Source organism: Methylosinus sp. LW3 (genome assembly GCF_000527115.1).
In the GTDB taxonomy this organism is placed as follows: domain Bacteria; phylum Pseudomonadota; class Alphaproteobacteria; order Rhizobiales; family Beijerinckiaceae; genus Methylosinus.
The window spans coordinates 184,472-210,000 of sequence record NZ_AZUO01000002.1 but is presented as its reverse complement, the minus strand read 5'-3'; the positions used below and the strand labels follow the sequence as shown (position 1 = coordinate 210,000).

At 63.0% G+C, this 25,529-nt stretch carries 7 protein-coding genes and 1 tRNA gene; 1 reads left to right on the top strand and 7 read right to left on the bottom strand.

Going from position 1 to position 25,529, the window contains the following annotated elements; genetic code table 11:
• Positions 1 to 50: 50 nt before the first annotated feature.
• Positions 51 to 127, top strand: a tRNA-Met gene (locus METLW3_RS0121030).
• A gap of 27 nt (positions 128 to 154) precedes the next feature.
• On the opposite strand, the gene METLW3_RS0121025 is transcribed toward METLW3_RS0121030, so the two are convergent.
• From METLW3_RS0121025 to METLW3_RS0120990, 7 genes are all read right to left on the bottom strand, one after another.
• Complete coding sequence (locus METLW3_RS0121025; protein WP_024881764.1) at positions 155 to 2,542, bottom strand: penicillin acylase family protein; 2,388 nt, start codon at positions 2,540 to 2,542, stop codon at positions 155 to 157.
• A complete protein-coding gene (locus tag METLW3_RS0121020) occupies positions 2,535 to 4,247 on the bottom strand; it encodes a cyclic peptide export ABC transporter (protein ID WP_051465558.1) in 1,713 nt (570 codons plus the stop codon). Before METLW3_RS0121020 ends, METLW3_RS0121025 begins: the two co-directional genes overlap by 8 nt.
• A gap of 142 nt (positions 4,248 to 4,389) precedes the next feature.
• Entirely contained in the window at positions 4,390 to 10,881 is a 6,492-nt protein-coding gene (locus tag METLW3_RS0121010; protein ID WP_024881762.1) for a non-ribosomal peptide synthetase, read from the bottom strand.
• 23 nt (positions 10,882 to 10,904) lie between these two features.
• The gene (locus tag METLW3_RS0121005) at positions 10,905 to 12,503 is read right to left on the bottom strand and encodes an MBL fold metallo-hydrolase (RefSeq protein ID WP_024881761.1); all 1,599 of its coding nucleotides are present in this window, start codon (positions 12,501 to 12,503) and stop codon (positions 10,905 to 10,907) included.
• The gene (locus METLW3_RS0121000) at positions 12,493 to 15,876 is read right to left on the bottom strand and encodes a non-ribosomal peptide synthetase (protein WP_024881760.1); all 3,384 of its coding nucleotides are present in this window, start codon (positions 15,874 to 15,876) and stop codon (positions 12,493 to 12,495) included. The genes METLW3_RS0121005 and METLW3_RS0121000 overlap by 11 nt, the downstream gene beginning before the upstream one ends.
• Positions 15,877 to 15,923: 47 nt before the next feature.
• Positions 15,924 to 24,542, bottom strand: a complete 8,619-nt coding sequence (locus METLW3_RS0120995; RefSeq protein ID WP_024881759.1) for a non-ribosomal peptide synthetase — start codon at positions 24,540 to 24,542, stop codon at positions 15,924 to 15,926.
• Positions 24,543 to 24,594: 52 nt separating this feature from the next.
• Complete coding sequence (locus METLW3_RS0120990) at positions 24,595 to 25,488, bottom strand: cupin-like domain-containing protein (protein WP_024881758.1); 894 nt, start codon at positions 25,486 to 25,488, stop codon at positions 24,595 to 24,597.
• Between the last annotated feature and the right edge of the window lie 41 nt (positions 25,489 to 25,529).

Here is a 25,529-nt window from a genome sequence, read left to right as displayed (position 1 = left end):
CCCCTTTCTCGTCTTCGAGCCCTCTCCCACAAGAGGGCCGCCGTCCTTGGCGCGGGGTGGAGCAGCCCGGTAGCTCGTCAGGCTCATAACCTGAAGGTCACAGGTTCAAATCCTGTCCCCGCAACCAAGAACGACGACTGTCTAATTCACGGAATTACCGTGCAGGATTCAAAATCATCCTGCCGTCGAAATTTGTGGCGCGAAACGGCCGCGACCGTCCGGCGACCCAGTCCATCTCCCTGTCCGCATAATGCGGAGATCCGAACTGCCCAGATTGGCCGGCCGCCATCTGCATCAAGCCCTCCGACTCGCGCCCCGGCGCGACGACCATGCGCGCATTTGCTCCCGAGCTCTTGCCCGCATCCGCAAAGTAAAACCGGACACATTGCCTACATCCCGCAACGGGAACGCGCGGCATGTTCAGAACGGGAGCCAGCAACGGCGTCGCGGCGGCAAGCGGATGACGGATTTCGACCCTGTTCGCCTCTCCCCACCGAAGATCGTCGACAGGACGGCGTCCATTGGACTGCGCCAGACGCCGCGCGCTCTCCCTCAGCACGGCGCGCAAAAAATGCGGCCAATCGCGATGCGTATCGCGATCCGGCAAAAGTTCGGCCCGTCCGCTGTCGATAATGCGTTGTACGGGGACGTCCGCATTGCTCCATTCATAGACGAAGCCCGGCTCCAGCGCGCGGCATCGCGCCAAGAGCGGCGACAGAACGGCGTCGATCAGCGAGTTTCGGAATTCGACGATCAGCGGCAACCCGAGACTATTGTCCTCCGCGCGCCCGTCCCAGGTTTCGAGCGCGTGGATCAGTGCGGCGGCGTCTTTGTCGCCCTCGCTCTCGGGAGCGTTCAATGCGCGCCGCGCCAGAGTCTGATAATAGCGGTAGAATTCCGTGGAGGCGTCGAGTTGAAGCGCCGCCATGTCGCTCTCGTCGATGCGCGAAGACTCGTTCAGGCGCTGGTCGATTCGCCAGGCGCGGAAGCCGCCCGAATAGTCGTGGCCGATCTTCGGCGCGAAATCGGCGGCGCCGAGCATGCGCTGATTGGCGCTGACGATGTAGCCGGACGCGGGATCGACGATGCTGGGCAATTCTTGTTGTGAATAATAGCCGTCCCAACCGACCGAGCCGTCATCCCAAAATTCGGCGAAGAGGCCGCTCAGACCGCGTCTCTTTGGGATTTTCCCCATCAGCGTCCACATGACCGAGCCGGAACTGTCCGCAAGAAGAGCATTGAGCGGTGGAACGCCCGCGCCGCGCATGACCGGCGCGGCCTCCGCGGCGGTCGCGACGCTGTCCATGTCCATCAGGTCGAGATTGGTTGCGATCGGATCCAGCATCGTCCACCGGAGAGCGACCTCCTCGCCGAGAAGCGGCTCGGGTAGAACCGGCCCCCAGATCGTCTCTTTGACCTGCAGCACGATCTCCGGCGCGCCGCGCACGCCGATGCGCTCCACACGCGCCGAAAACTCACGCGCGCCATCGGACGTGAGATATTTCGACGGCTCGGCCGCATCTCTGCGCAGGCGGGCCAAATCGGCGAAATCGCCCTCGACGCTGGTCAGGCCCCAGGCGACGCGCCCATTCGTCCCCGTGATCACCATCGGCAAGCCCGGCAAGGTCAAGCCTTCCACCCGCCGTGAACCATAGGCGAGGTCGGCTTGATACCAGATGTTGGGCGTCTCGAGCGACAGATGCATGTCATTGGCGAGGATCGCGCGGCCGTCGCGCGTCTTCCCCCGCGCAACGACCCAGCCATTGGAGCCGCGCGGCGCACGTTCGTTCTGAACCAAGCCCGCGCTTCTCTCGCGTCCTCCCGCCTCGCGCATCAGCTGCTCTATCTCTCGCGCCGGAAGCGCGCCCGGCGTGCAGCGTTCGGGCGTTCGTGGCGCGAGCATCTCATTGTAGCAATCGCCGTCCGGCGTCAGGAAATCGACGACGGCCTCGGGCAAGGCCGCGCGCATGACGCTGGCCGCGCGCTCTTGATCTGCCGAATAAGACAAATCCGCCAGATTCAATGCAACCAGAATGCTGTCCTGCAGACGCCATGGCTCCGGCGCATACGCTAGAACAGTAAACTCCCAAGGCCATGCCAAAGCGTCGCGCATCGCTTGATTGACGCCGGCCGCATAGGCCGTCAGCGCCGCTCCCTGTTCGGCGGGAAGCTGTCGCAAGATGGCGCCTGCGAGACGTTCGAACCCCATCGCGCGGCTCCAACTGTCGTCCTTCACCAAAGCAGAGCCGAAAATCTCAGCCAATCGTCCGCCGGTCTTGCGGCGGAGCATGTCCATCTGAAACAGGCGATCGCGCGCCGTCGCATAGCCCAGGGCGGCGTAGGCGTCGGTTCGGCTCGTTGCGCGAATATGCGGAACGCCGACCGAGTCGAACTCCACCACGACAGCCTCGCCGAGCCCCGGCACAACATGCGAGCCGCCCTCCCAGGGGAGAGGCAGACGCACGACTCCAACGAGTGTCGCCGCTCCCGCCAGCAGAGCGGCGACGATGAGAACGCCCGAACGACGCATCGCCTTACGCATGTTGCAAGCGCTCCTCGCGATCGGCGCGAAATGTTTCATCGGCTCTGGAAAACGCCTCGATCTGTCCAGATGTCATGTGGAGCACGCGGTCGGCGAAGTGAAAATAGCGGTCGTCATGCGTGATCACGATGACCGTCTTGCCGAGCGCTTTCAGCTCCGGCAAAAGCTTGCGATAGAACAGCTCCCGGAACGGGGGATCCTGCTCGGCCGCCCATTCGTCGAACAAATAGAAGGGGCGATCCTCGACATAAGCGGTCAGCAGCGCCAATCGCTTGCGCTGTCCGCGCGACAGATCCACCGTGGAAAGCCGTCCGTTCTCGATACGCAGCTTCTTGTCGAGATCGAGAAGCTCCAACAGTTCCTGCGCGCGCTCCTGCGCTTTTGCGCCGGCATAGCCCAGCAACGAGTCGAAAATAAACGCGTCCGCGAAGACAGCGGAGAAATTCTGCCGATATGCCTCGCGATTGTCATGAGTGACGAGCGTTCCTCCCAGCCGAACGGCGCCGGCGTCGGGTGGAAAAAGACCCAGAACGAGCAGAGCCAGCGTCGTCTTGCCGCTGCCGTTGCCGCCGGTGACGAATATGAGCTCTCCCGGCTCGATACGAAGCGTGATCGGGCCGAGCCGATATCCCACGTCGTCATTCTCGCTCATATATCGATGCGTGACGCCTTCGAGCTCCAGAACGCCGGGCCGCGACTGGCGAAACGCCAGCGGCGCGTCAGCGGCGACTTCCGCCTCCGCCGTCAGACGCAAGCCCATCGCTTCGATGTTGCGTAGGGCTACGACGCCCTTGCCTATGTTGGGCAGCCAGCCGCCGACCAAGGATAGAGGGCCTCCGAGGAACAGGATCGCGAGGGTGAAGCCCGTCAGCGTCTCGGACGACGCTGCTTGAAAGCGCGGAACGACGAAGAGAACGAGACCGAGCAATAGATAGAATAGCGTTTCAGCCCAGCGGTCGATCAGGACGAAAATCACCAGCGCTTTGATTCTCTGCGTCTTGAGCGCGCCCGCCGTTTCGCGCAATTCATCGTCCAGAAAGGCGCGCCGGCGCCGCGCGTTCATCTTCAGCTCTTTGCCGCCTTCTGTGGCCGCGCGGAAATGATTGAACATCGCATTTTCGGTTTGCCGCGCCCGTTCCAGCCATCGCAAGGCCCATTTTTGCGGCGCTTGCAGACCGACGATGGTGACGATCACATAGATCGCGGTGATAAGAAAAAGCGGAGGCGACAGCATCCATAGATAGACGAAGACGGCGACGACCTTGGAGCCTTCGATGAACAGAGCCGGCAATACCTCTTGAGCGACCACGACGCTGTCGATATCCCTCGTGAGCGCGGCCATCAGGCGATGCGCTCCCAGAGCCTGCGCCTGACGCAGCGGCGCCGCAAGAATGCAACGGCTGAGCCACAGACGAAGGCTGTAGAGATTTTCCTGGGCGATCCGCGACAATAGGATCAGCGAGACGGCGCTCGACGCGAGCGCGACGAAGCAGAGCGCGAAAAAGCTGGCGGCGAGCTCGAACGTCCCGCGCCCCCCGCTTTCGAGCGCATGGGTGATGAAGGTCAAGAGCCGAGCGCTGCTCACGCCTGCGATCAGCCCGGTCGCGATCGACAACGTCAAGGCGGTCTTCGACGCCGCGAACACGCGCCACAAATGCAGAGCGGTTGTGCGCGGCGCATCCATTTCATTACCTCCATCACTCATGCGCCGCTCCGAGCTCTCTGCGCCAATTTTGCTCGCCGGCGCGCCGGCAGCGCGCCGACGGAAGCCTCGACCCGCAGGCGACCATCATCGAGGCGGACCAATATGCGTCGAGAATGGGTCTCGCACATGAGCTCCATGGCGTTCATATTTCGAATTCTTCGAAAGCGGCGGCCGACGAAGCTCGATCGCTGTGGGATGGGTTCAGCGCCTTCATCAGATCCACGGTCTCCGCGAGGACCGCGAGCCTATCGTTCCGATACACGAGAGAAATCGGCAGACTGACATTCAGCATGTTCGACACGCGCGCGACCAATTGCATCACGGTGAGCGAATGGCCGCCGAGCTCGAAGAAACTATCGTCGACGCCGACGCGCTCGACGCCGAGCACATCGGCGAAGATGCGGCACAGCGTCTCTTCCGTCGGCGTGCGCGGCGCGACATAGTTCCGGCGCGATTGCGCGTCGGGATCGGGGTCCGGCAGCGCCTTGCGATCGAGCTTGCCGCTCGCCGTCAGCGGCAGCGCCTCGAGACGAACGAAAAGCTGCGGAACCATATAATCCGGCAGCTCCCGCCGCAGCGCTATCTTCAGCGCGCCAAAGTCCAGCTCACCCTCGCTCGTCACATAGGCGGCGAGCCGCTTGTCGCCCGAGCCGTCCGCCCATGCGAGCGCAACCGCCTCGCGCACATCGGGAAGACGTTGCAACACCGCCTCGATCTCGCCCAGCTCGATGCGAAAACCCCGGATTTTCACCTGATGATCGAGCCGCCCGAGGAACTCTATGTTCCCATCCCGCCGCCAGCGCGCGAGATCGCCGGTGCGATACATGCGCTCCCCCGCGACAAAAGGGTTCGCGACAAAGCGCTCGGCCGTCAGATCGGCGCGGCCGAGATAGCCGCGCGCGAGGCCGACGCCGCCGATGCATAATTCTCCGGCGACGCCGACCGGAATCGGCTCGAAACCCGCATCGAGAATATAGAGCTGAATGTTCGAGATCGGCCGGCCGATCGGCACTCGCTCGCTATCGTCGTCCGGCGCGCATCGATAGGCGCTGACGTCGATCGATGCTTCGGTCGGGCCATAGAGATTGTGAAGCTCCGCCGCAGTGGCGGCATGAAAGCGCCGCGCCGCCGCCGCGGGAAGCTCCTCGCCGCTGCATATCACCAGCCGCAGCGAGCGCAGCGTCGCCATGTCGACGACGCTCGAGAACGCCCGCAGCATAGACGGCACGAAATGCAGCGTCGTGACGCTATGGCGTTGGATGAGCTCCGCCAGCCGCGCAGGCTCGCGATGATCGTCCGGCGCAGCGAGCGCGAGGCGCGCGCCGGCCTGCAGCGGCCAGAAAAACTCCCATGCCGAGACGTCGAAGCCGAACGGCGTCTTCTGCAGGACCGTATCATCGGCGGTCAGGCCGTAGCGTTTCTGCATCCAATCGATGCGATTGACCACGCCGCCATGCGGCGCGGCGACGCCCTTCGGCTTTCCTGTGGACCCCGATGTGTAGATGACATAGGCGACATTCTGCGGCGTGACGCGGCGGCTGAGCGCTTCGGCGTTCTCGTGCGCGAACTGCTCCCGGTCCGCGTCCAGTCGCAGAAGCGGCGTCCCCACAGGAAGACGCTCCGCCAGACGCTGCTGCGTCAGCACGAGACGCGGCGAGGCGTCGGCGATCATGTAGGCGAGACGCTCGGACGGATAGTCTGGATCGAGCGGCAGATAGGCTCCGCCCGCTTTCAAAACGCCGAGCAGTCCGACCACCATCTCCAGCGAACGCTCGACACACAGGCCGACGATCGCTTCCGGCCCGACGCCGAGCCCGACGAGATGGCGCGCCAGCCGGTTCGCCCGCGCGTTCAATTCGCCATAGGTCAGAGCGTCGTCGCCGAAGATCGCCGCCACAGCGTCGGGCCTGCGCTGCGCCTGCGCCTCGAACAGCTCATGGACGCACAAGTCGCGCGGAAATTCCGCCGAGGTGTCGTTCCAATCGAATATCAGCTCACCGCGTTCCGCGGCGGTCAGAATATCGAGCGCCCGTATCGGCGTGGCCCGCGCCTTTTCGAGAGCGCTCGAGAGAGCGTCGAGAACGACTCGCATGTAATCGCAAATTTTCGCTGGATCGATGGATTCCGCGGCTTGGACCGTGAGCAGAAAGGCCTCGCCGAAATCATCGACAGAAAGCGTGAGCGGGTAATTCGTGCGCTCGTCCGCAAAGATCAGCTCAGCGCCCTCGATAGCAGATGAGCGCGCGTCGTCAGGATCGCTGTGACGATAATTCAGCAATGCGGAGAACAATGGCGTCGGCGCCGTCACCTTGCTGCATCGCTGCGCCAAAGTGAGCGACGCATGTTCATGCTCGAGCAAATCCGCCAGCAACAGATGCGCGTTTCGCGCGCAATCGACGACGCTTCCTTCCCCGAGCTTTATCCGCATTGGTAGAGTGTTGATGAAAAGCCCGAGAGCGCGGCCGCCGCCGCCGCTCATCCGACCGAGCAGCACCGAGCCGAAGACCACATCCTGACGCCCCGTCAGCTTGCCGAGCATTTGAGCGAAAGCGAGATGGAACAGGCTCGCCGCGCTGACGCCGAGCCTCGTGGCGCTATCCCTCAGACACTGCGCCAGGCTCGCGCAAAGGGCGAGCTTCGCCTCCGCGATAGCGCCATCGTCTTGGATGTCCACGAGCCCGAAGGGCGCCGTCGGCTCGCTGACATCTCCCAGCAGAGACGTAAAAAACGCTTCATGCCGCGAGGCGCTTACGCCCAAGCGCGCTTGCGCCACGAAATTCCGGAAGGGAGTCGGCTCCGACGCAAGATGGCTCTGCCCCGACAGATACGCCTGCACCTCCGCCACGAGGAATTGGAGGGTGGCGTGGTCCAACGCTAGATGATGCGTCAGGAGGAGGAGGAGCCAACGGCTGTTCTCTTCGTCATGACCGACCACCGCCCGCATCAGCGGCGCCGTGCGGACGTCGAGACGGGTATGGCGAGGATCGAAACGCGCGCGCATCTCCTCCGCAGACTCGACGTTCACATAGTCGACGTTCAGCGTCGCGTGACGCCAAACGACCTGCATTGGCTCCGGAAGCCCCTCCCAAAGGATCGCCGTGCGGAGCACATCGTTTCGCTCGATCATCGCTCGCAGCGCGTCGATGAAACGTTCCGTCGCCTCATGCGACTGAAAGGCGAGCTGGACCGGCATCAGATAAGGGTCGCCGTCGACGCTCATCAGATGATGAAACAATATGCCCTCTTGCAGCGGCGCCAACGGATATATGTCCTGAATATTGGCGGCGCCGCCGGGAACGGATCGAACGATATGATCGATGTCCGCTCGAGAAAGGCTTGCGAGCGTCACCATCTCCGGCGTGATGTCGCCGCCGTCGCTCGGGATGAGATTCGGCGGAACGATCACCTCGCGCCGGTCGTTTAACGCGAGCGCCAGAGCCGCTGGGGTCGGCGCGACAAATAGCATGCGGGCGTCGGCGCGCACCCCGCGCCTGCGCAACTGGTCGATCACACGGACCGCTTTCAGCGAATGACCGCCGAGCTCGAAGAAATTGTCCTCGACGCCGACGCGCTCGATGCCGAGAACATCCGCGAAGACGCGGCACAAAGTCTCTTCCATCGGCGTGCGCGGCGCGACATAATCTTGGCGCGGTTGCGCGTCTGGATCAGGATCAGGCAGCGCCTTACGGTCGAGCTTGCCATTGGCCGTCAGCGGCAGCGCCTCCAGACGCACGAATAGGCGAGGGATCATATAATCAGGTAGCTCTCGTCGCAGCGCTGTCTTCAACGCGCCGATGTCCAGCTCCCCCTCCCCCGTCAGATAGGCGACCAATCGCCTATCGCCCGAGGCGTCCGCACGCGCGAGCACGACAGCCTCACGCACATAAGAACGCAGCGCCGTCTCGATCTCGCCGAGCTCGATTCGAAAGCCCCGGATCTTCACCTGATGATCGATCCGCCCGAGGAACTCGATATTGCCGTCCGCTCGCCAACGCGCGAGATCGCCGGTGCGATACATCCGCTCTCCGGGCGCGCCGAACGGGTCCGGAACAAAGCGCTCGGCCGTGACGTCGGAGCGACCGAGATAGCCGCGCGCCACCCCTGCCCCACCAATATACACTTCCCCGGAGACGCCCACCGGAACAGGCTCCATCTCGTCGTCCAAAAGGAAGATTTGCGTATTCGAAATCGGACGGCCGATCGGCGGATTGCGCCAATCCTCCTCACGCAAGCGAAAGTAGCTGGAATAGGTCGTGCATTCCGATGGTCCGTAGAGATTGAACACGCCGTCGAGACTCTCGCGGCTCCCCAAGGATTCGGCCATGGCCGGCGGAAAAGGTTCTCCGGCCAGATTGACGATCCGGACGGACGGCGGAAGCGCGTCGATCCTCAAGAGCTCCGCCATGGCCGACGGCACTGTATTGATCAGATGCGCCGCGTACGCTCCGGCCACCCCCGCGATCTCGAGCGCGTTTTTCACAACGACCACGGCGCCGCCGAAGCTCAATGGCAGAAACAGCTCGAAGACAGACAGGTCGAAGCACAAGGATGTCGACGCCAGCATCGTCGACGCGCCGGGACGAATGAAAATGTCCTTCGCCCAATGCAGCATCGCGGCCGTATTGACGTGAGCGATGGCGACGCCCTTCGGCTTTCCTGTCGAGCCCGAGGTATAGATGACATAGGCGAGATTCTGCGGCGTCGCGCGGCGGCCGAGCGCTCCCGCGCCCTCGTCCGCGATCAGCTCCCAATCCGCGTCCAGCCGCAAAATCTGCGTCCCCGCCGGAAGACGCTCCGCCAGACGCTCCTGCGTCAGCACCAAGCGCGGCGAGGCGTCGGCGATCATGTAGGCGAGACGCTCGGACGGATAGTCCGGATCGAGCGGCAGATAGGCGCCGCCCGCTTTCAAAACGCCGAGCAGTCCGACCACCATCTCCAGCGAGCGCTCGACACACAGACCCACGATCGTCTCCGGCCCGACGCCGAGCCCAATGAGATGGCGCGCCAGCCGGTTCGCCCGCGCGTTCAATTCGCCATAGGTGAGACAGTCATCGCGGAAGATCGCCGCCACAGCGTCGGGCGCGCGCTGCGCCTGCGCCTCGAACAGCTCATGAATGCACAATTCGCGCGGAAAATCCGCCGACGTATCGGTCCAATCGATCAACAGCCGCCGACGTTCTGGCTCGCTCAGCATCGGCAACGCCCCGATGCGCGCCCGCGGATCGGCGACGATCCCTTCCAGCAACCTGCGATAATGATCCGCCATGCGCGCGATCGTCGCCGGCTCGAACAACGCCGCGGCGTATTCGATCGATGCGATCAACCCGCCCTCGACCTCGGCGAGCTCCAAGGTGAGATCGAACTTCGACGTTCCGCTGTCCGCCGCCAGAGTCTCGATCCGCAGACCGGGCAGAGAAAACACCCGCGCCGGCGCGTTCTGAAAGACGAACATCGCCTGAAACAACGGGCTGCGGCTCATGTCGCGCGCCGGCTGCAGCTCTTCCACAACACGCTCGAAGGGAAGATCCTGATGCTCCTGCGCGCCCAACGCCGCCTCTCGCACTCGCCCCAGAAGCTCCACAAAGCTCGGCTCGCCCGAGAGGTCCGCGCGCAAGACCAGCGTGTTGACGAAAAAGCCGATCAGTCCCTCGAGCTCCACGCGCCGCCGATTGGCCGTCGGCACGCCGACGCAAATGTCCTTCTGACTGCTGTAACGCGACAACAGAAGCTGAAACGCCGCCAACAGAACCATGAACAGCGTCGCGCCCTGCTCCCGGGCCAGGCCCTTCAGCCGATCCGCGACCGTCGTCGGAATCTCGAAACGATGCACGCCGCCGGCGGTGTCCTGAACCGCCGGACGCGGATGATCGGTCGGCAGCTCCAGAACCAAGGCCGCATCCGACAACGTCCGCCGCCAATAGGAGAGCTGGCGCTCCAACAGCTCGCCGCGCAGCCAGTCGCGCTGCCAGGCGGCGTAATCGGCATATTGGATGGGAAGTGGGGCAAGCGGCGACTGACGGCCGGCGATGCGCGCCTCATAGAGCGCGGCGAACTCGCGCATCAGCACGTCGGTCGACCATCCGTCGGACACGATGTGATGCAGCGTGAAGGCGACCACATGCTCGCGAGCCCCAGCCGCATCGCCGACGCCGAGATCGATGACGAGGACGCGCAGCAGCGGACCCTGCGTCAGATCGAACGGGCGCCGCGCCTCCGCCTCGACGAGACGCCGCGCCTCGGCGGCGCGCGCGTCCGCTTCGAGATCGCTCAGATCGACGATGGGACAGGCGATCTCCAGCGAGGGCGCGACGATCTGAACCGCCTCGCCATCGACCACCGAAAAACGCGTCCGCAACGTCTCGTGCCGGGCCACGATGGTATTCACCGCCCATGAAAATGCAGAGATGTTCAATGCGCCGATAAAGCGAAACGCGCCGGCATTATTATAGGCGGCGCTCTCGGGTTGGATGAGGTCGAGCAGCCATAGGCGCTGCTGTGCGTAGGAAAGCAGCTTCTTTGCGCCGCAGGAGGCCACGATGGGACGCTCGAATTCCGACTCATCCTTCAGTCGCGTCCGCAACAGCTGCAATTTGTCAGGAGAAAGGCGCGACAAGCGCTCGACCAGCTCAGCCATTATCGTTCTTCCAGGCTCGCGCGTTAAATCAGGATTTCGGCTCGGCCGAAGAGAAGCTCCGCGCCGACGCCCAATTCATCGCGCAGCGACCGGATGTATTTGGCGATCTCCGCCATGTACACGTCGTCGTCGGCGGGAGTGAGAGCGAGGAGGTATCGCACCCAGGGCTCGCGCCCGACCGCATAGACGAATACCCGCCGACAACCCACCGCGCGCGCGAGCTCCAGCGCGGCGCTAGAGTTGCAGCCATTCGAGCGGCGTCCCTGACTGTGTCGATGCTCGGGCTTGTTGGGCAAAATCGGCCCATAGACCCACGTCAACGGCGCGCCGACGCATTCCATTCCGACGAACAGTGTGTCGATTGGACCGGTCTCACGAAGCAGATGTGCGTAGATCTCTGGATCGAGGCAATTCGAATCCGCGGCGAAGAGCAGGCTGCGCGCGCCGAGACGCAGAAAATACGCGGCTTTCGCGGACGGCAGGTCATTGTGCTCCCCCAGGAATGGAACGGCGACGATCCGCCCATTGGGAATGGCGAATTCATCGAGGTAGTCCACCTCGCGCACATCCGCGAACCCGAGCTGACGCGCAAGAAGCTTCAGGGACAGATCGCCATAGAAAACGCCCGAGCTCTTCGGCACGACGAGCGTGCCGATCTTGTGCCTCAATCGCAACAGCGACTCGATGACGAAATGATCGTGATGCCCGTGCGTGATGAGAACATAATCGATTCGTTCGGGCAGATCGCCGAAGCTGAAGCGTTCGACGTCATGCTGCTCGGGCCGCGCGGCGATCAGCGGATCGATGAGGATCGAAACGCCTCCACTCTCTACGAGGGCGCAGGCATGCCCGAAGTATCGAACACGAACCTCGTCGCCGCTCCACGGGGCGCGAATGGCGCCGTCGGTCTCTCGCAAAATGGCGCGCAGCTTCGCATCCTGCGACGCCGGAGCGTCCAGCAAGGATCTGATCTCGTCGAAGGATTTCGGCTCCTGGTCCAGACGGAACAATTCGTCGATTCTGGGATCGTCGAAGGCGACGGTCCAATCGAGCGAATCGTCTCCAGACAATCTCGGCGTGCTCATATAATAGGGCCGTTCGAGATCGGTTTCCTGACGGAAAAGACGCAACGACTGCGCCTCTTTCTTGTAATACCCGCTCTTGTAGAGAAGCCCTTCGAGCGGCCGCACGATCGGCCGGTTATAGTAGTCGTAGAGAAGCTCGACATAGCCACGCAGCGGTTCGGGAATCCGCTGGTAGCAGTCCTCGAGGCTTTCGCCCTTCGCTTCGGCGACGAGCTTATTGTGAAACTCGATCAGCGTGCGCGCGAAAGCCAGATTGTCCGAAAACGTCTCCTCGGTCTCGGCCAAGAAATCTCGAACTTCGGATAGGCGTGTCGCCGGCACATCGACGAAAGCGCCGCCCAAGAGCTTTGGATTGCGACAGGAGACCTCGTGAATCGCCGGGTTGCCGAGATAGGAGCCGATCGTTTTGATCTGGTAGTTCAGGAGATGCAGGCTCTGCGTGACCGGCGCCATCACATGAGGCCAAGCCACCCAGCGTCCGACCAGCGGCTCCACACATGTGTTCTCCGCGAGAGCATAACGGATCTCACCAGACATGCTGCGGCCCTTCGTTTCCGAGGCCACGAGCGACGGCGTCCAACTCGGCGGTCGGGTCGATCTCTGCGAGCAGAAAGCTCAGCTTTTCGTTGATGGCGTCCGCGCCAGCGGCGCCCTCGATCTCCCCGGCGAGCTCGCCGAGAGTTCCCCCCTCGAAAAGCGTCGTGATCGGAATGTCTTTGCCGAACAGCTGCTGCGCGCGCGCGACGACTTGAATGGCCGACAATGAATTGCCGCCAAGATCGAAAAAATTGTCGTTGCGGCCGATCTCCTCCACGCCGAGCACAGCGCGCCAAATGTCGGCGAGAAGAAATTCGATCGCGCTGGCGTGGCCCTCGCGTTCCAAATCCTGCTCCGTGGCGACGGCCGCAGGCTCCAACAGCGCCGAACGATCGACTTTCCCGTTCGGAAGTCGTGGCATGGCCGGCAGCGCGACGATGACCTCTGGCGCCATGAAAGCCGGCAAATTCTGAGCGACATGCCGCCGTAGCGCGGATTCGATCTCACCCGAATCGCCTTCGGCGACGACATAGGCGATCAGCCTGGCGCTCCCCTCCTTCTCTGCGGGCACGACCACTGCAGCGTCCGAAACCGAGGGATGCGACGACAAGACGTCCTCGATCTCTCGAGGGTCGACGCGATAGCCGCGCAGCTTGATCTGCTCGTCGAAACGGCCGAGAAACTCCAGCCCGCCATCTCGGCGGCGCTTTACGCGGTCCCCGGTCCTGTAGAGTCGCTCGCCACCGCCGCCGAAGGGATCGGGAACGAACCTCTCCGCGGTCAATTCAGGCCGCCCGAGATACCCTCGCGTTACGCCCGGACCGCCGATATATAGCTCGCCGATAAGGCCCGCGGCCGACAGCTCGCCGTCCGGCCCGACGACATAAGTCCGAGCGCCGGGAATTGGCCTCCCAATGCTCACCGGCTCGGACCGGTTCTCATCCTCGGCGATTTCATGGACCGTGCTCCAAACGGAGCATTCGGTCGGTCCATATTCATTGAAGAGAGCGGCGTGCGGCAGCTTCGCAAAATGATGGTCGGCGACGTCGCGCTTGCAAGCCTCGCCAGCGACGATGCAGCACCGCAGCGATGCGCCGCTTTTCGATGTCGTCACCTGCAGCAGCGCGGAATAGAATGACGGCAGACACAAGAGATGCGAGACCGACTCTCGCTCGACAAGACGCATCAACGCGCCCGGGTCGCGGCGCATCGTCTCAGACGGGATGTGCAGCCGCCCGCCTTGGAACAAGGTCCAGAACAGCCCCGCCAATGAGCTGTCGAAGGAAATGGACGACAACAGCAGGAAGCCGGTGACGGCCTCGGCGTAATGCCCCGCGCGCGCGCGCGTCGAGGCCACCGCGTTGCGATGCGTGGCCATCACGCCTTTCGCACGGCCCGTAGAGCCAGATGTGTAGATGATATAGGCGATGTTTTCAGGCGCGACGCTCGAGACGACGGGAACGTCCGGCATAGCGTCGAGGACCTTCTGATCCAAAATTGCAATCGGGATCGAAATGTCGCCGAGCTTCGACGCCAGCTCCTGCGTCGTCAGCAGCACGCCCGCCTTTGCATCGGACAGAACGTAGTCGATCCGTCCGGGCGGATAGGCCGGATCGAGCGGCACGAATGCGCCCCCCGCCTTCGACACGCCGACGATCGCCGCCACCAGCTCGACGGAGGGTTCGAGAAGCACGCCCACAGGCACGTCGGGGCCGACGCCCAGGCGCTGTAGCCAGTGCGCGATCCGATTGGAGCGGGCGGATAATTCGCCATACGTCAGCGCCGCGCCGCACGTCGACACGGCGAGCTGATCTGCACGGGCATTTCTGCCGAGCCAGTGATGAATCAGCTCCGGCGTGACTGTTTGGAGGGATGCGCCTTCCGACATGGCGATGATCTGCGACCGTTCCGCCGAATCCGAAAGACTCAACGCGGCGATGCGCAGCGTTGGGGCCTCCAGCATGTTTTGGACAAGAGCCGTAAAATGCCCCGCCATTGCGGCGATGGTCGCATCGTCGAACAGGCCCACATCAAACTCGAAACGCAGCCGCAGCCCCGGCGCTTCGTTGAAGACATGCAGAACGAGATCGAAAATCGCCGACTCCGTGCTCACTTCCTCGACGTCGATGGTGAGATTTGAGAGCGTCAGCCGCTCGATCGGAATATTGTGGTGAACGAACGCGACTTGGAACAGAGGATTGTGACTGAGGCCGCGCTTCGTCGCCAATTTTTCGACGAGCGTCTCGAATGGCGCATCCTGGTTCGATTGAGCGCCGACGGCGGCCTCATGCACACGCGCGAGCAATGTCTCGAAGCTCGGATTGTCGTCGAGCGTCGTGCGCAGAACCAGAGCGTTCGCAAAAAATCCTACCAAGCGTTCCAGTTCTGGATGCGTGCGATAGGCGATGGTGGTGCCGACCGCGATGTCTGTCTGGCCGCTGTAATGATAAAGCAAGGTCTTGAAGGCGGACACCAAGACGACGAACAGCGTGGTGTTCGTCCGTCGGGCGAGCTCCGTCAGTCCCGCGAGCGCCTCTTGCGACAGAGTCCATGAATAGCGTGAGCCGCGGTTGGCTTGTTTGGACGCGCGCGGCCGGTCGGTCGGGAGCGCCAACAGATCGGGAAGTCCGGCGAGCCTGTTCGCCCAATAGTCGAGCTGCTTTCTGCCCGCCTCGCTCGTCATCAGGCGACGATGCCAATAGGCGAAATCGCCATATTGCACGGACAGCGGCGCCAACGGATTCGGCGCGCCCTTCATCGCCGCTTCGTAGAGCTGCGCAATTTCCTGGATCAGCAGTCCGCTGGACCAGCCATCCCATATGATGTGATGGATCGTTAGCAGCAGAACATGCCGTTCGTCCCCCAAGATGAGCAATGTCGCCCGCATCAGCGGCGGCGCATCCAGGTCGAAAGGCTTGCGCGCCTCGGCGTGTGACAGCGCCCGAACTTCACTATTTTGCGCCTCTTCATCGAGGCTGCGCAGATCGATCCGTTCGAAGGAAAAATCCGCATCGGATGAATAGAAGAGCCGCGGAACGCCGCAGTTACTCGCGAAGCCGGAGCGCAACACTTCGTGACGGCGAATAATCTCCGCGAGACTCGATTGCAACGCCCCCGCGTCGAGCGCCCCACCAATGCGCGCCAGCAGCGCGATGTTGAACAAAGCGGGATTGGGCGACACTTGGCATTGAAACCAGATGCGTTCCTGACCATACGACAATGGATTGTCGCCCGGCGGCCGAGGAGCGATATCGTTCTGAGTCATTTGCAGCGAAGCGCGCCCCCGCAAGCGAAGCTCGAGAAGCTCGCGCTTGCCCGGAGAAAGGCGTGCTTTCTTATCCTGCTGCTCTCGCCGACTCTCGATCATGTCCATGAGGTGTCCACTCCGGATGACTCGTTCCTGAAGGCGGGATCGCGCCCTCAGGCGCGAGCTTCCACCGTCTCTCGCGCGCGCCGAGACGCTTCGACGTCGCTCAGCTCTTCGATGTCTGCAAGGATCAGATCTTCGACGCGCTCGGCGAGCTTCGCCACAGTTGCGGCGTCGAACACCGCGGGCAAAGGCATTTCGACGCCGAAGGCGGCGCGAATGCGCGAACGCAATTGAATCGCGAGCAGAGAATGTCCGCCGAGCTCGAAGAAATTGTCCTCGACGCCGACGCGCGGCGCATCGAGCACCTCCGACCAGATTTTGCACAAAATCTCTTCGGTCGCGTTGCGTGGCGGGACATAGACGCGCGAGACATGGGCGGAGGCGTCGACGTCCGGCAATTTCTTGCGGTCGACCTTGCCGTTGGACGTGAGCGGCAGAGACTCCATGCAAATGAAGGCGCTCGGAACCATGAATTCCGGCAGCGTCTGCAACACATGCTCTCGAAGAGAGCTCGCATCCAGCTGCGGCGCGACGACATAAGCGATCAGCCCATACAAATTCTTGGACAGCCGGCGAGCGACGACACAAGCCTCTTCGATGCGCGGATGGGTGACGAGACAGGCTTCGATCTCCCCCGGCTCGATCCGATGTCCGCGAATTTTGACCTGATGATCCACGCGGCCCAGGAATTCGATGACGCCATCCGATCGGTAGCGTCCCAAATCGCCGGTTCGATAGAGGACCGAGCCGGGTGGCCCGAATGGGTCGGGAACGAAGGATTGCGCGGTCAAGTCCGGACGATGGAGATAGCCTCGGCCCACCTGAACGCCGGCGACGCAGATTTCGCCGGCGACGCCCACCGGCGCCAAATCGAGGCGCCGATTCAGAATGTAGAGCTGCGTGTTGTCGACAGGCCGGCCGATCGGAACGCTGAGATCGTCTCCTTCGGGCGACGACTCGATAGGATAATAGGATACGTCGTCCGAGCATTCCGCCGGTCCATAGGCGTTCAAAAGGCGAATATTCGGGAAGCGCGCTATGAAGCGCCGGCACAATTCCGGCGTGAAGGCCTCCCCACACGGCAGCAGCCACCGGAGCCGAACAAGTCTTTCGTCGTCTTCCGCCACATCGAGCAGCGCCTTGATCATCGACGGGACGGCTTCGAGTATTGTCACCTTTCGACGATCGACCTCTTCGAGCAGCCGTTGCGGATCGCGCGATATATCATCGGGGAAAATCTCGACCCGCGCGCCGATGGCGATCGCCGTGAGGAACTGCCAGACGGAAATGTCGAAGCATTGCGACGCCGTCTGCGCGATGACGTCATCCGCGGTCAGAGCAAGGACGCGTTCTTTCGTGATCAGATTGTTGAACATGCCTCTGTGCTCGACCATTACGCCTTTCGGCCTGCCGGTGGAGCCAGAGGTGAAGATGACGAAGGCGAGATTGCGTGGCTCGTTGCGACGCGGCGATTTCATCGTCGCAGCTGCGCATGTCGTCATCGGCTCGATCAGACGCGGCCGTTCTGCCTCATCGAGATCGGCGCAGAGCGCGCTCGCGCGCGCCAGATGATTCTTCCCGGCCCAGAGCCATTCGAGCTCGGCCTCCTTCAGCACTTGCAAAATACGCCCATCTGGATTGGCAGGATCGATCGGAAGATAGGCCGCGCGGGCCTTGAAGACGCCGAGCATAGTCGCCAAAAAGTTCAGCCCGCGCGTCTCCCAAAGGGCGACGAGATCGTCCCGGACGACGCCCGCCTCGACCAATGCGCTCGCGATATGGTTCGCGCGTTCGTCGAGCGCGCGATAAGTCAGCGTCTCGCCCTCGCAGGCGGCGGCGATGCTGTCCGGACGCAGCGCGGCCTGCGCCTCGAAGCGTCGCACGAGATCGAGCGGCTCGCCATAGTCGTGATCCGTCTCGTTCCATTCGACTGCGGCTCGATGACCCTCCGCCCGGGTTACAAGCTGCACGTCTCTCACCCGGCGGTCGCTCTTTGCGATCAATTCTTCGAGAGCGCGCCTAAAATGAATAGCCATACGCTCGACCGTCGACGCCTCGAAACGATCGCGGTCATAAGTGAGGCGAAGCGTGAGCGTCTCGCCTGGAATGGCGACGAAGGTGATCGGATAATTCGTGTGGACGCGAAGCTGCAGGAGATCGATATCGAGTATCTCCTTTTCTCCGCGCAGGCTGGGGTCGATCGGCGCATTCTCGAAAGTGAGCAGATGTTGGAACAGGAGCGCGTCGGCGCGAGGTATGGAGCTCCAGCTCTGGATCATCGATTGAGAGACGAACTCATGCTGACGCATTTCCAAATTGCTGGACATTATCTCTTTCAACCAATCGATGATCGGCTGATCTGGACGAATGCGCACACGCAGCGGCAATCCGTTGATGAACAGGCCCAATGCCGCTTCTGAGCTCGGAAGATCGATCGGACGGCCAGCGACCGTCACGCCGAACACGACCTCATCCACGTCGGCATATCGGCCGAGCAGCAGCGCGAGCGCGCCCTGAACATAGGTGTTGACCGTCAAGCGGTGTTGGCGCGCGAGCGCTTCGAGCTTTTTCCGATCCTCCGCCGAGAGAGTCACGATGACGTCATCGACGGAAGCGGCGGCGTCGGCCCGAATCTCGATCGCTTTGGCGCCCACGAGTGGCGTCGGCTCCGAAAATCCGTCGAGATAGCTGCGCCAGAAGCTCTCCGCCGACGCCATGTCCTTGGTTCGCAGCCAGGCGATATAGTCCCGGAATTGTCCTGCCGGCTCGGCCTCGACGGCCTGCCCTGCCAACCCAGCCGCATAATGCTTTCGCACGTCGAGCAGCAGCGGCGATGTGCACCAGTCGTCCATGATGATGTGATGGAAGCTGCGCACGCAGATGTGCCGGTCGTCGTCGACTCGGATGATCTTGATGCGCATCAGCGGCGCAGTCGCGAGATCGAATCCGCGCTCGCGTTCGCTGCTCAGCAATTGGTCGATGTATGACGATTGATCGGCATTGGATAAATGTCGGAGGTCGAGGATGTCGACCGGCAGAGTGGCGTGGCTGTGAACCACCTGATGAGCGCGGCCTTTCAGGTCCCATTCGAAAGAGGTCCGCAAGCTCGCATGACGATCGACCACGCGGCGCCAAGCGGCAGCAAAAGCCTCGATGTCGAGCGGCCCTCTTATCTCGTAGCGCTCCTGCATATGATAGAGACCCGTTCCCGTCTGGGACAGGGCGTGAAACAGCATGCCTTCCTGCATCGGCGTCAGCGGATAGAGGTCCTCGACATCTCCGTGCCGACGCACGATGCGGTCGATGTCATCCGCCTCCAGCTCCGCAAGAGCGAAGGGGGATGTGAATTGGGCGAGCGCGCGCTCGACATCGGATATCGGAGAGGCCTCTGCGCCGAGCGTCAATTCCGACGCCAACAGGCTCGCGGCTGGATATTGGAACAGCTGACGCGGCGTCAGCTCATATCCGGCCAGTTGCAACCGGCTCGCAACCTGAATGGCGCGAATCGAGTCGCCGCCGAGCTCGAAGAAACTATCGTCGACGCCGACGCGCTCGACGCCGAGCACATCGGCGAAGATGCGGCACAGCGTCTCTTCCGTCGGCGTGCGCGGCGCGACATAGTTCCGGCGCGATTGCGCGTCGGGATCGGGGTCCGGCAGCGCCTTGCGATCGAGCTTGCCGCTCGCCGTCAGCGGCAGCGCCTCGAGACGAACGAAAAGCTGCGGAACCATATAATCCGGCAGCTCCCGCCGCAGCGCTATCTTCAGCGCGCCAAAGTCCAGCTCACCCTCGCTCGTCACATAGGCGGCGAGCCGCTTGTCGCCCGAGCCGTCCGCCCATGCGAGCGCAACCGCCTCGCGCACATCGGGAAGACGTTGCAACACCGCCTCGATCTCGCCCAGCTCGATGCGAAAACCCCGGATTTTCACCTGATGATCGAGCCGCCCGAGGAACTCTATGTTCCCATCCCGCCGCCAGCGCGCGAGATCGCCGGTGCGATACATGCGCTCCCCCGCGACAAAAGGGTTCGCGACAAAGCGCTCGGCCGTCAGATCGGCGCGGCCGAGATAGCCGCGCGCGAGGCCGACGCCGCCGATGCATAATTCTCCGGCGACGCCGACCGGAATCGGCTCGAAACCCGCATCGAGAATATAGAGCTGAATGTTCGAGATCGGCCGGCCGATCGGCACTCGCTCGCTATCGTCGTCCGGCGCGCATCGATAGGCGCTGACGTCGATCGATGCTTCGGTCGGGCCATAGAGATTGTGAAGCTCCGCCGCAGTGGCGGCATGAAAGCGCCGCGCCGCCGCCGCGGGAAGCTCCTCGCCGCTGCATATCACCAGCCGCAGCGAGCGCAGCGTCGCCATGTCGACGACGCTCGAGAACGCCCGCAGCATAGACGGCACGAAATGCAGCGTCGTGACGCTATGGCGTTGGATGAGCTCCGCCAGCCGCGCAGGCTCGCGATGATCGTCCGGCGCAGCGAGCGCGAGGCGCGCGCCGGCCTGCAGCGGCCAGAAAAACTCCCATGCCGAGACGTCGAAGCCGAACGGCGTCTTCTGCAGGACCGTATCATCGGCGGTCAGGCCGTAGCGTTTCTGCATCCAATCGATGCGATTGACCACGCCGCCATGCGGCGCGGCGACGCCCTTCGGCTTTCCTGTGGACCCCGATGTGTAGATGACATAGGCGACATTCTGCGGCGTGGCGCGGCGGCTGAGCGCTTCGGCGTTCTCGTGCGCGAACTGCTCCCGGTCCGCGTCCAGTCGCAGAAGCGGCGTCCCCACAGGAAGACGCTCCGCCAGACGCTGCTGCGTCAGCACGAGACGCGGCGAGGCGTCGGCGATCATGTAGGCGAGACGCTCGGACGGATAGTCTGGATCGAGCGGCAGATAGGCTCCGCCCGCTTTCAAAACGCCGAGCAGTCCGACCACCATCTCCAGCGAACGCTCGACACACAGGCCGACGATCGCTTCCGGCCCGACGCCGAGCCCGACGAGATGGCGCGCCAGCCGGTTCGCCCGCGCGTTCAATTCGCCATAGGTGAGAGTGTCGTCGCCGAAGATCGCCGCCACAGCGTCGGGCCTGCGCTGCGCCTGCGCCTCGAAAAGCTCGTGAACGCACAAGTCGCGCGGAAATTCCGCCGAGGTGTCGTTCCAATCGAATATCAGCTCGCCGCGCTCGGCCTCTTCCAAAATGGGAAGATCGCCGATGCGCGCCTGCGGATTGTCCAGAATGCCGTCGAGCAGCGCTCGGTAGCGGCGCGCCAGGCGCTCGATTGTGGCGGCGGCGAATAGCTGCGTCTTGAACTGAAACGACAGCAGCAGCTCCTCATCGACCTCGGCCGCCATCACCGCGAGGTCGAACATCTCCACGCGCTCACGCAGGCTCGACGATCTCGCTGTGCGCCCACAGTAAGAAAACGAAGGGCCATCCTCACCGAGCGCGAGAGCGGCGAATTCCGCCGGCGCCTCCGATTGCGCCTGTTGCAGAACAAACCAGCTCTGGTAGATCGGCCATTGGTTCTCATGGCGTTCGGGCTGAAGGCGGTCGACAATCAGCGGAAATGGGAATTGCTGATGCTCGAGCGCGCCTCGCACCGTTGCGTGTGTCGCGCGCAACAGACCTTCGAAGCTGTCTTGCGGCAGCGCCCGCACCCGCAGCGCGACAGGATTGACGCAATTTCCGACGAGACCGATCGTCTCCAAACCCAAGCGGCCGCTCGTGGGCGCTCCGACGACCAGATCGGACTGCCCGGTCACGCGTTGAAGAAGCGCGAAATAGCCGGCCAGCAGCAGCGAAAAAAGACTTACGCCCTCGCGCTTGGCCAGCTCTTTCAGCCTATGGGTCGTCTCGTGGTCGAGCCGCAGCGGCGCCGATCCTCCCGCATAGTCGGGAACGGACGGGCGCGGAAAATCCGTCGGCAATTCGAGCGCAGGCAGTGGGCCGCGAAGCTGATCGCTCCAATAGCTCCAATCCCGCTCCGCGGCAGGGGAAGCGAGATAATTTGCTTCACGACGCGTGAATTCGGCGTAGTCCCCGCTCGCGGGCGGCGCAAAGCCGTCTCCCGCCTCCGGCGCGAGATAGGCCGCGTCGAGCTGCGAGACCAGAAGCAGCAATGACCACAAATCGACAGCGATATGATGTGCGACGAATAAGAGGGTCGAGCCGCCATCGCCTCGGCTGTAGACGACGATCCGAAAGGGAGCTTGCGCGTCGAGATCGAACGGACGCCGCGCTTCCTGCGACAGCGCGCCCTCCAGCTCCGCCGACGTCCAGGCCGTCGCGTCCTCCCGGCGCAACCAATCTGCCAACTCTTCGAGGGGAAGCGCTTCCTGCGTGACGCCGTCCGAGCCGGAGCGATAGACGGTGCGAAGCTGAGCATGACGCTCGACGACCGACGACAGCGCCCGATGGAAGCGGGCAAAATCCAACGGCCCGTCGATATCGAGCGCGAGATGCAGATTATAGACGTTGCTCGCTGCGTCGAGCTGATGGACCGTCCACATCGCGTGCTGGCTGTGCGACAGAGCGCGCGGGTCCGGCGCCAGCGCGACCTCGCGTGCGGATGAAGCGTCGTCGTCGGCGAGCCGGGCGAGCGCTTCAGCGGCCTCCGCAAAGCTCGCATCCGAGAGCAGAACGCCGATCGGCGTTTCGATCCCGAGCGCGGAATCGAGCGAATGCTTCACTTCGATCGCCCGCAGCGACGAGAGCCCGCTTCGCGAAAGCAAAGTCGTGGGGCTGAAATCGCTTTCCGGCGCCCCAAGCGATCGCGCCACTCTGGAGATGAGAAAACGTGTGAGAAGCGCAGCTTTTTGCGCCGGCGCCAGATAGGAGAGCGCCTCGCGCAGGAACGCGTCGGCCCGCTCCGCGCTGGATTGCTCTGCCACGGCGGCGGATGACGGCGCGGCGGAATGCGCGCGCGCCAACGTCCGCAATTCTCCAGACAGATAACGTTGCCGGCACTCCGCCCGCCGAAGCTTGCCGCTCGACGTTTTCGGGACCGAGCCGGGCTGCACGAGCACGATATCCGCCGGCTCGACATCGATCTCATTGACGACGCAAGCGCGAATGTTCCGAAACAGCGCCTCGCCGCCGCTATTTTCCAATGCGCCCAGGTGCGAGCGATCCGGCTCCGCCACGACAATGAGAGCTTCTCGATCGTCGATGGTCACGGGGAAGGCCGCGGTGGAGCCGCGCCGCAACCCCTCGATCTGTTCGTCGATCACACATTCAATGTCCTGCGGATGAAAATTGCGGCCGGCGACGATGATGAGATCCTTGAGACGGCCGGCGACGAAAATCTCTCCCTGCTCCAGGAAGCCGAGATCGCCCGTCCGCAGATAGGCGCGCCCATCCCCTTCGGCGACCGTCGCGCCGAAGACGCGCGCCGTATCGTCCGGCCTGTTCCAATAGCCCAGCGCGACGCCCGGCCCCGCGACCCATATTTCGCCGATTTCGCCAGGGGCGCAGATGCTCGTCGATTCGGGGTCGACGATCTGAACGTCATATCCCGGCCAGCCGTGGCCACAGCCGACGACGGCCGTGGATTTGGCGCCTTGCGACGGAGCGACGCGACGCGCCTCCAATGCTTGCCGATCCACCTCGACGATGGGAAGCGGCCGGTCGCGCGTCGGCGCCGTCACGACTAGCGTCGCCTCCGCGAGGCCGTAACAGGGATAGAAGCTGTCACGCCGAAAGCCGGAAATGGCGAAACCCCGAGCGAAGCGATCGAGCGTCGACGCGCGCACCGGCTCAGCGCCGCTGAAGGCGATGCGCCAATGGCTCAAATCGAGGTCGCGCTTCTCCTCCTCCTTTATTTTGCGCACACAGAGATCGAAGGCGAAATTCGGACCGCCGCTCGTATGCGCCCGATAAGTGGAGATCGCCTTCAGCCAGCGCAGCGGCTTTTCGAGGAACGCCATGGGGGACATCAGATAGGCGGTGGCGCCGATATAGAGCGGCTGAAGGATGTTCCCGATCAATCCCATATCGTGATAGAGCGGCAACCATCCGACGAGGTCTGAGCGCTCGTCATGGCCGAAGCTCTCTTTGATGAGCGCTTGGTTGCTGAGTAGATTGGCATGCGTGACCATCACGCCGCGGGGATCGCCGGTCGAGCCCGACGTGTATTGCAGGAAAGCGATCTGGTCTGGCTCGGGCGCATGAGCGCGCCACGCTTCCGCCTGTTCGGAGGAGATCACATCGGTCGCCGTCCAAGAGCAAGGAATTCGCGCCAATTGCTCGCCGGCCTCGTTCTCGAACCGTTGACGCAGCGCCTCCGTCGTCAAGATCGCGGCGGGTCGCGCGTCGCGGAATATCGATTGCAGCCTTTGCAGATGCCGGCCGGATGGCGGATAGGCGGGGACGGCGATAACGCCTGCGTAAAGGCAACCGAAAAAGGCCTCGATATAGTCGAGACCCGGCGGATAGAGCAGCAGCGCGCGCGCGCCTGTCGGCCCCAGCGCCGTCAAATGCGTCGCGATCGCCCGCGCTCTTCGATCGAGATCCGCATAGCTGAGGCGCGCGCCCTCTCTCTCGCCATCGTCGAGAAAGACATAGCCCGGCTTCGTCGCCTGTTCGGCGGCGCGGATACGCAAAAGATCGACGAGATTTCGGGCCGCGAGAGGAAGCTTGGCCTTTCGGACGCCATCGAGAACGATCGACATTTTTCGTCGTTTCCTTTGCACTTTCCCGATCGTGGCGCGCAGCGCCGATCGGTCACGACACGTAGCTGAGATAGGATTTGTAAAAGGGCATGACGCGCTTCGACGGGACGCCTGCCCACATGCCGAAAGCGATCAGCGCATTGTAGTAGACATTCTGGAGAGGCATGCCGCGCATAGCCGCCAGCAAACCTTTCAGAGCGCTGCCTTTCGTGTGCCAATCGACGTTGAAGGACAAAGCGCAGTCGAGGCTTCTGACATGATGCAGCGTGCCGGGCGGCATGTAGAGCAGATCGCCGGGGCCGATCACGATCTCGACGCCTCGCGCGTCGCGGTAGAGCGGATAGCGCTCATGATCGGGATTTTCCACGTCCACTTTGCACCAGCGCCAATTGTAGGGGTAGCAGCGCTGCAGATCGTCGTGAGGAAATAGCGTGAAGCGCTTCCTGCCCGAGACTTGAAAGAACAAATTGTGAGTCAGCAGACAGTCGAAATGCAGCGGCGTGAGGCTGGCCGACGGCCCGAGAAACATCTGGGCGAATTTGGGCCAGTCGGCGCCGTACCAGGACGGAAAGTAGCTTTGAGGAAAGGCCGCGAGATCAGCGTTCGCGTTACGAAACACGCTGGTCAATGGAATGTCGTGCAGATAGAGCGGCCTCTCTCCGACCTGCTCGCCCGCCGCACAGCGCCTTTCATAGAGCTCCAAACCATCCAGATAATCGGCCAAAGGCATATGAGATATTTTGACCCCGGAAGCGGTCCATTCTTTCAGCGGCGTCTTCGAGCCGCCGGCGTGCCGACGGAGATAATCGAAGGTCCAGTCGGAGAGGGCCGCGCATTCTTTCAAGGCGCCTCGCACGACCACCGGCCGCGCGGGGCGAATGTAGAATTTCGCGAAATCGTCAGGCGACAGACGGTCCAGCTCAGCGACGCGGTAGGCCTTCGACATTCCCGCTCCTACTCTCTGATCTTTTGCGACCGCAGTCCGCA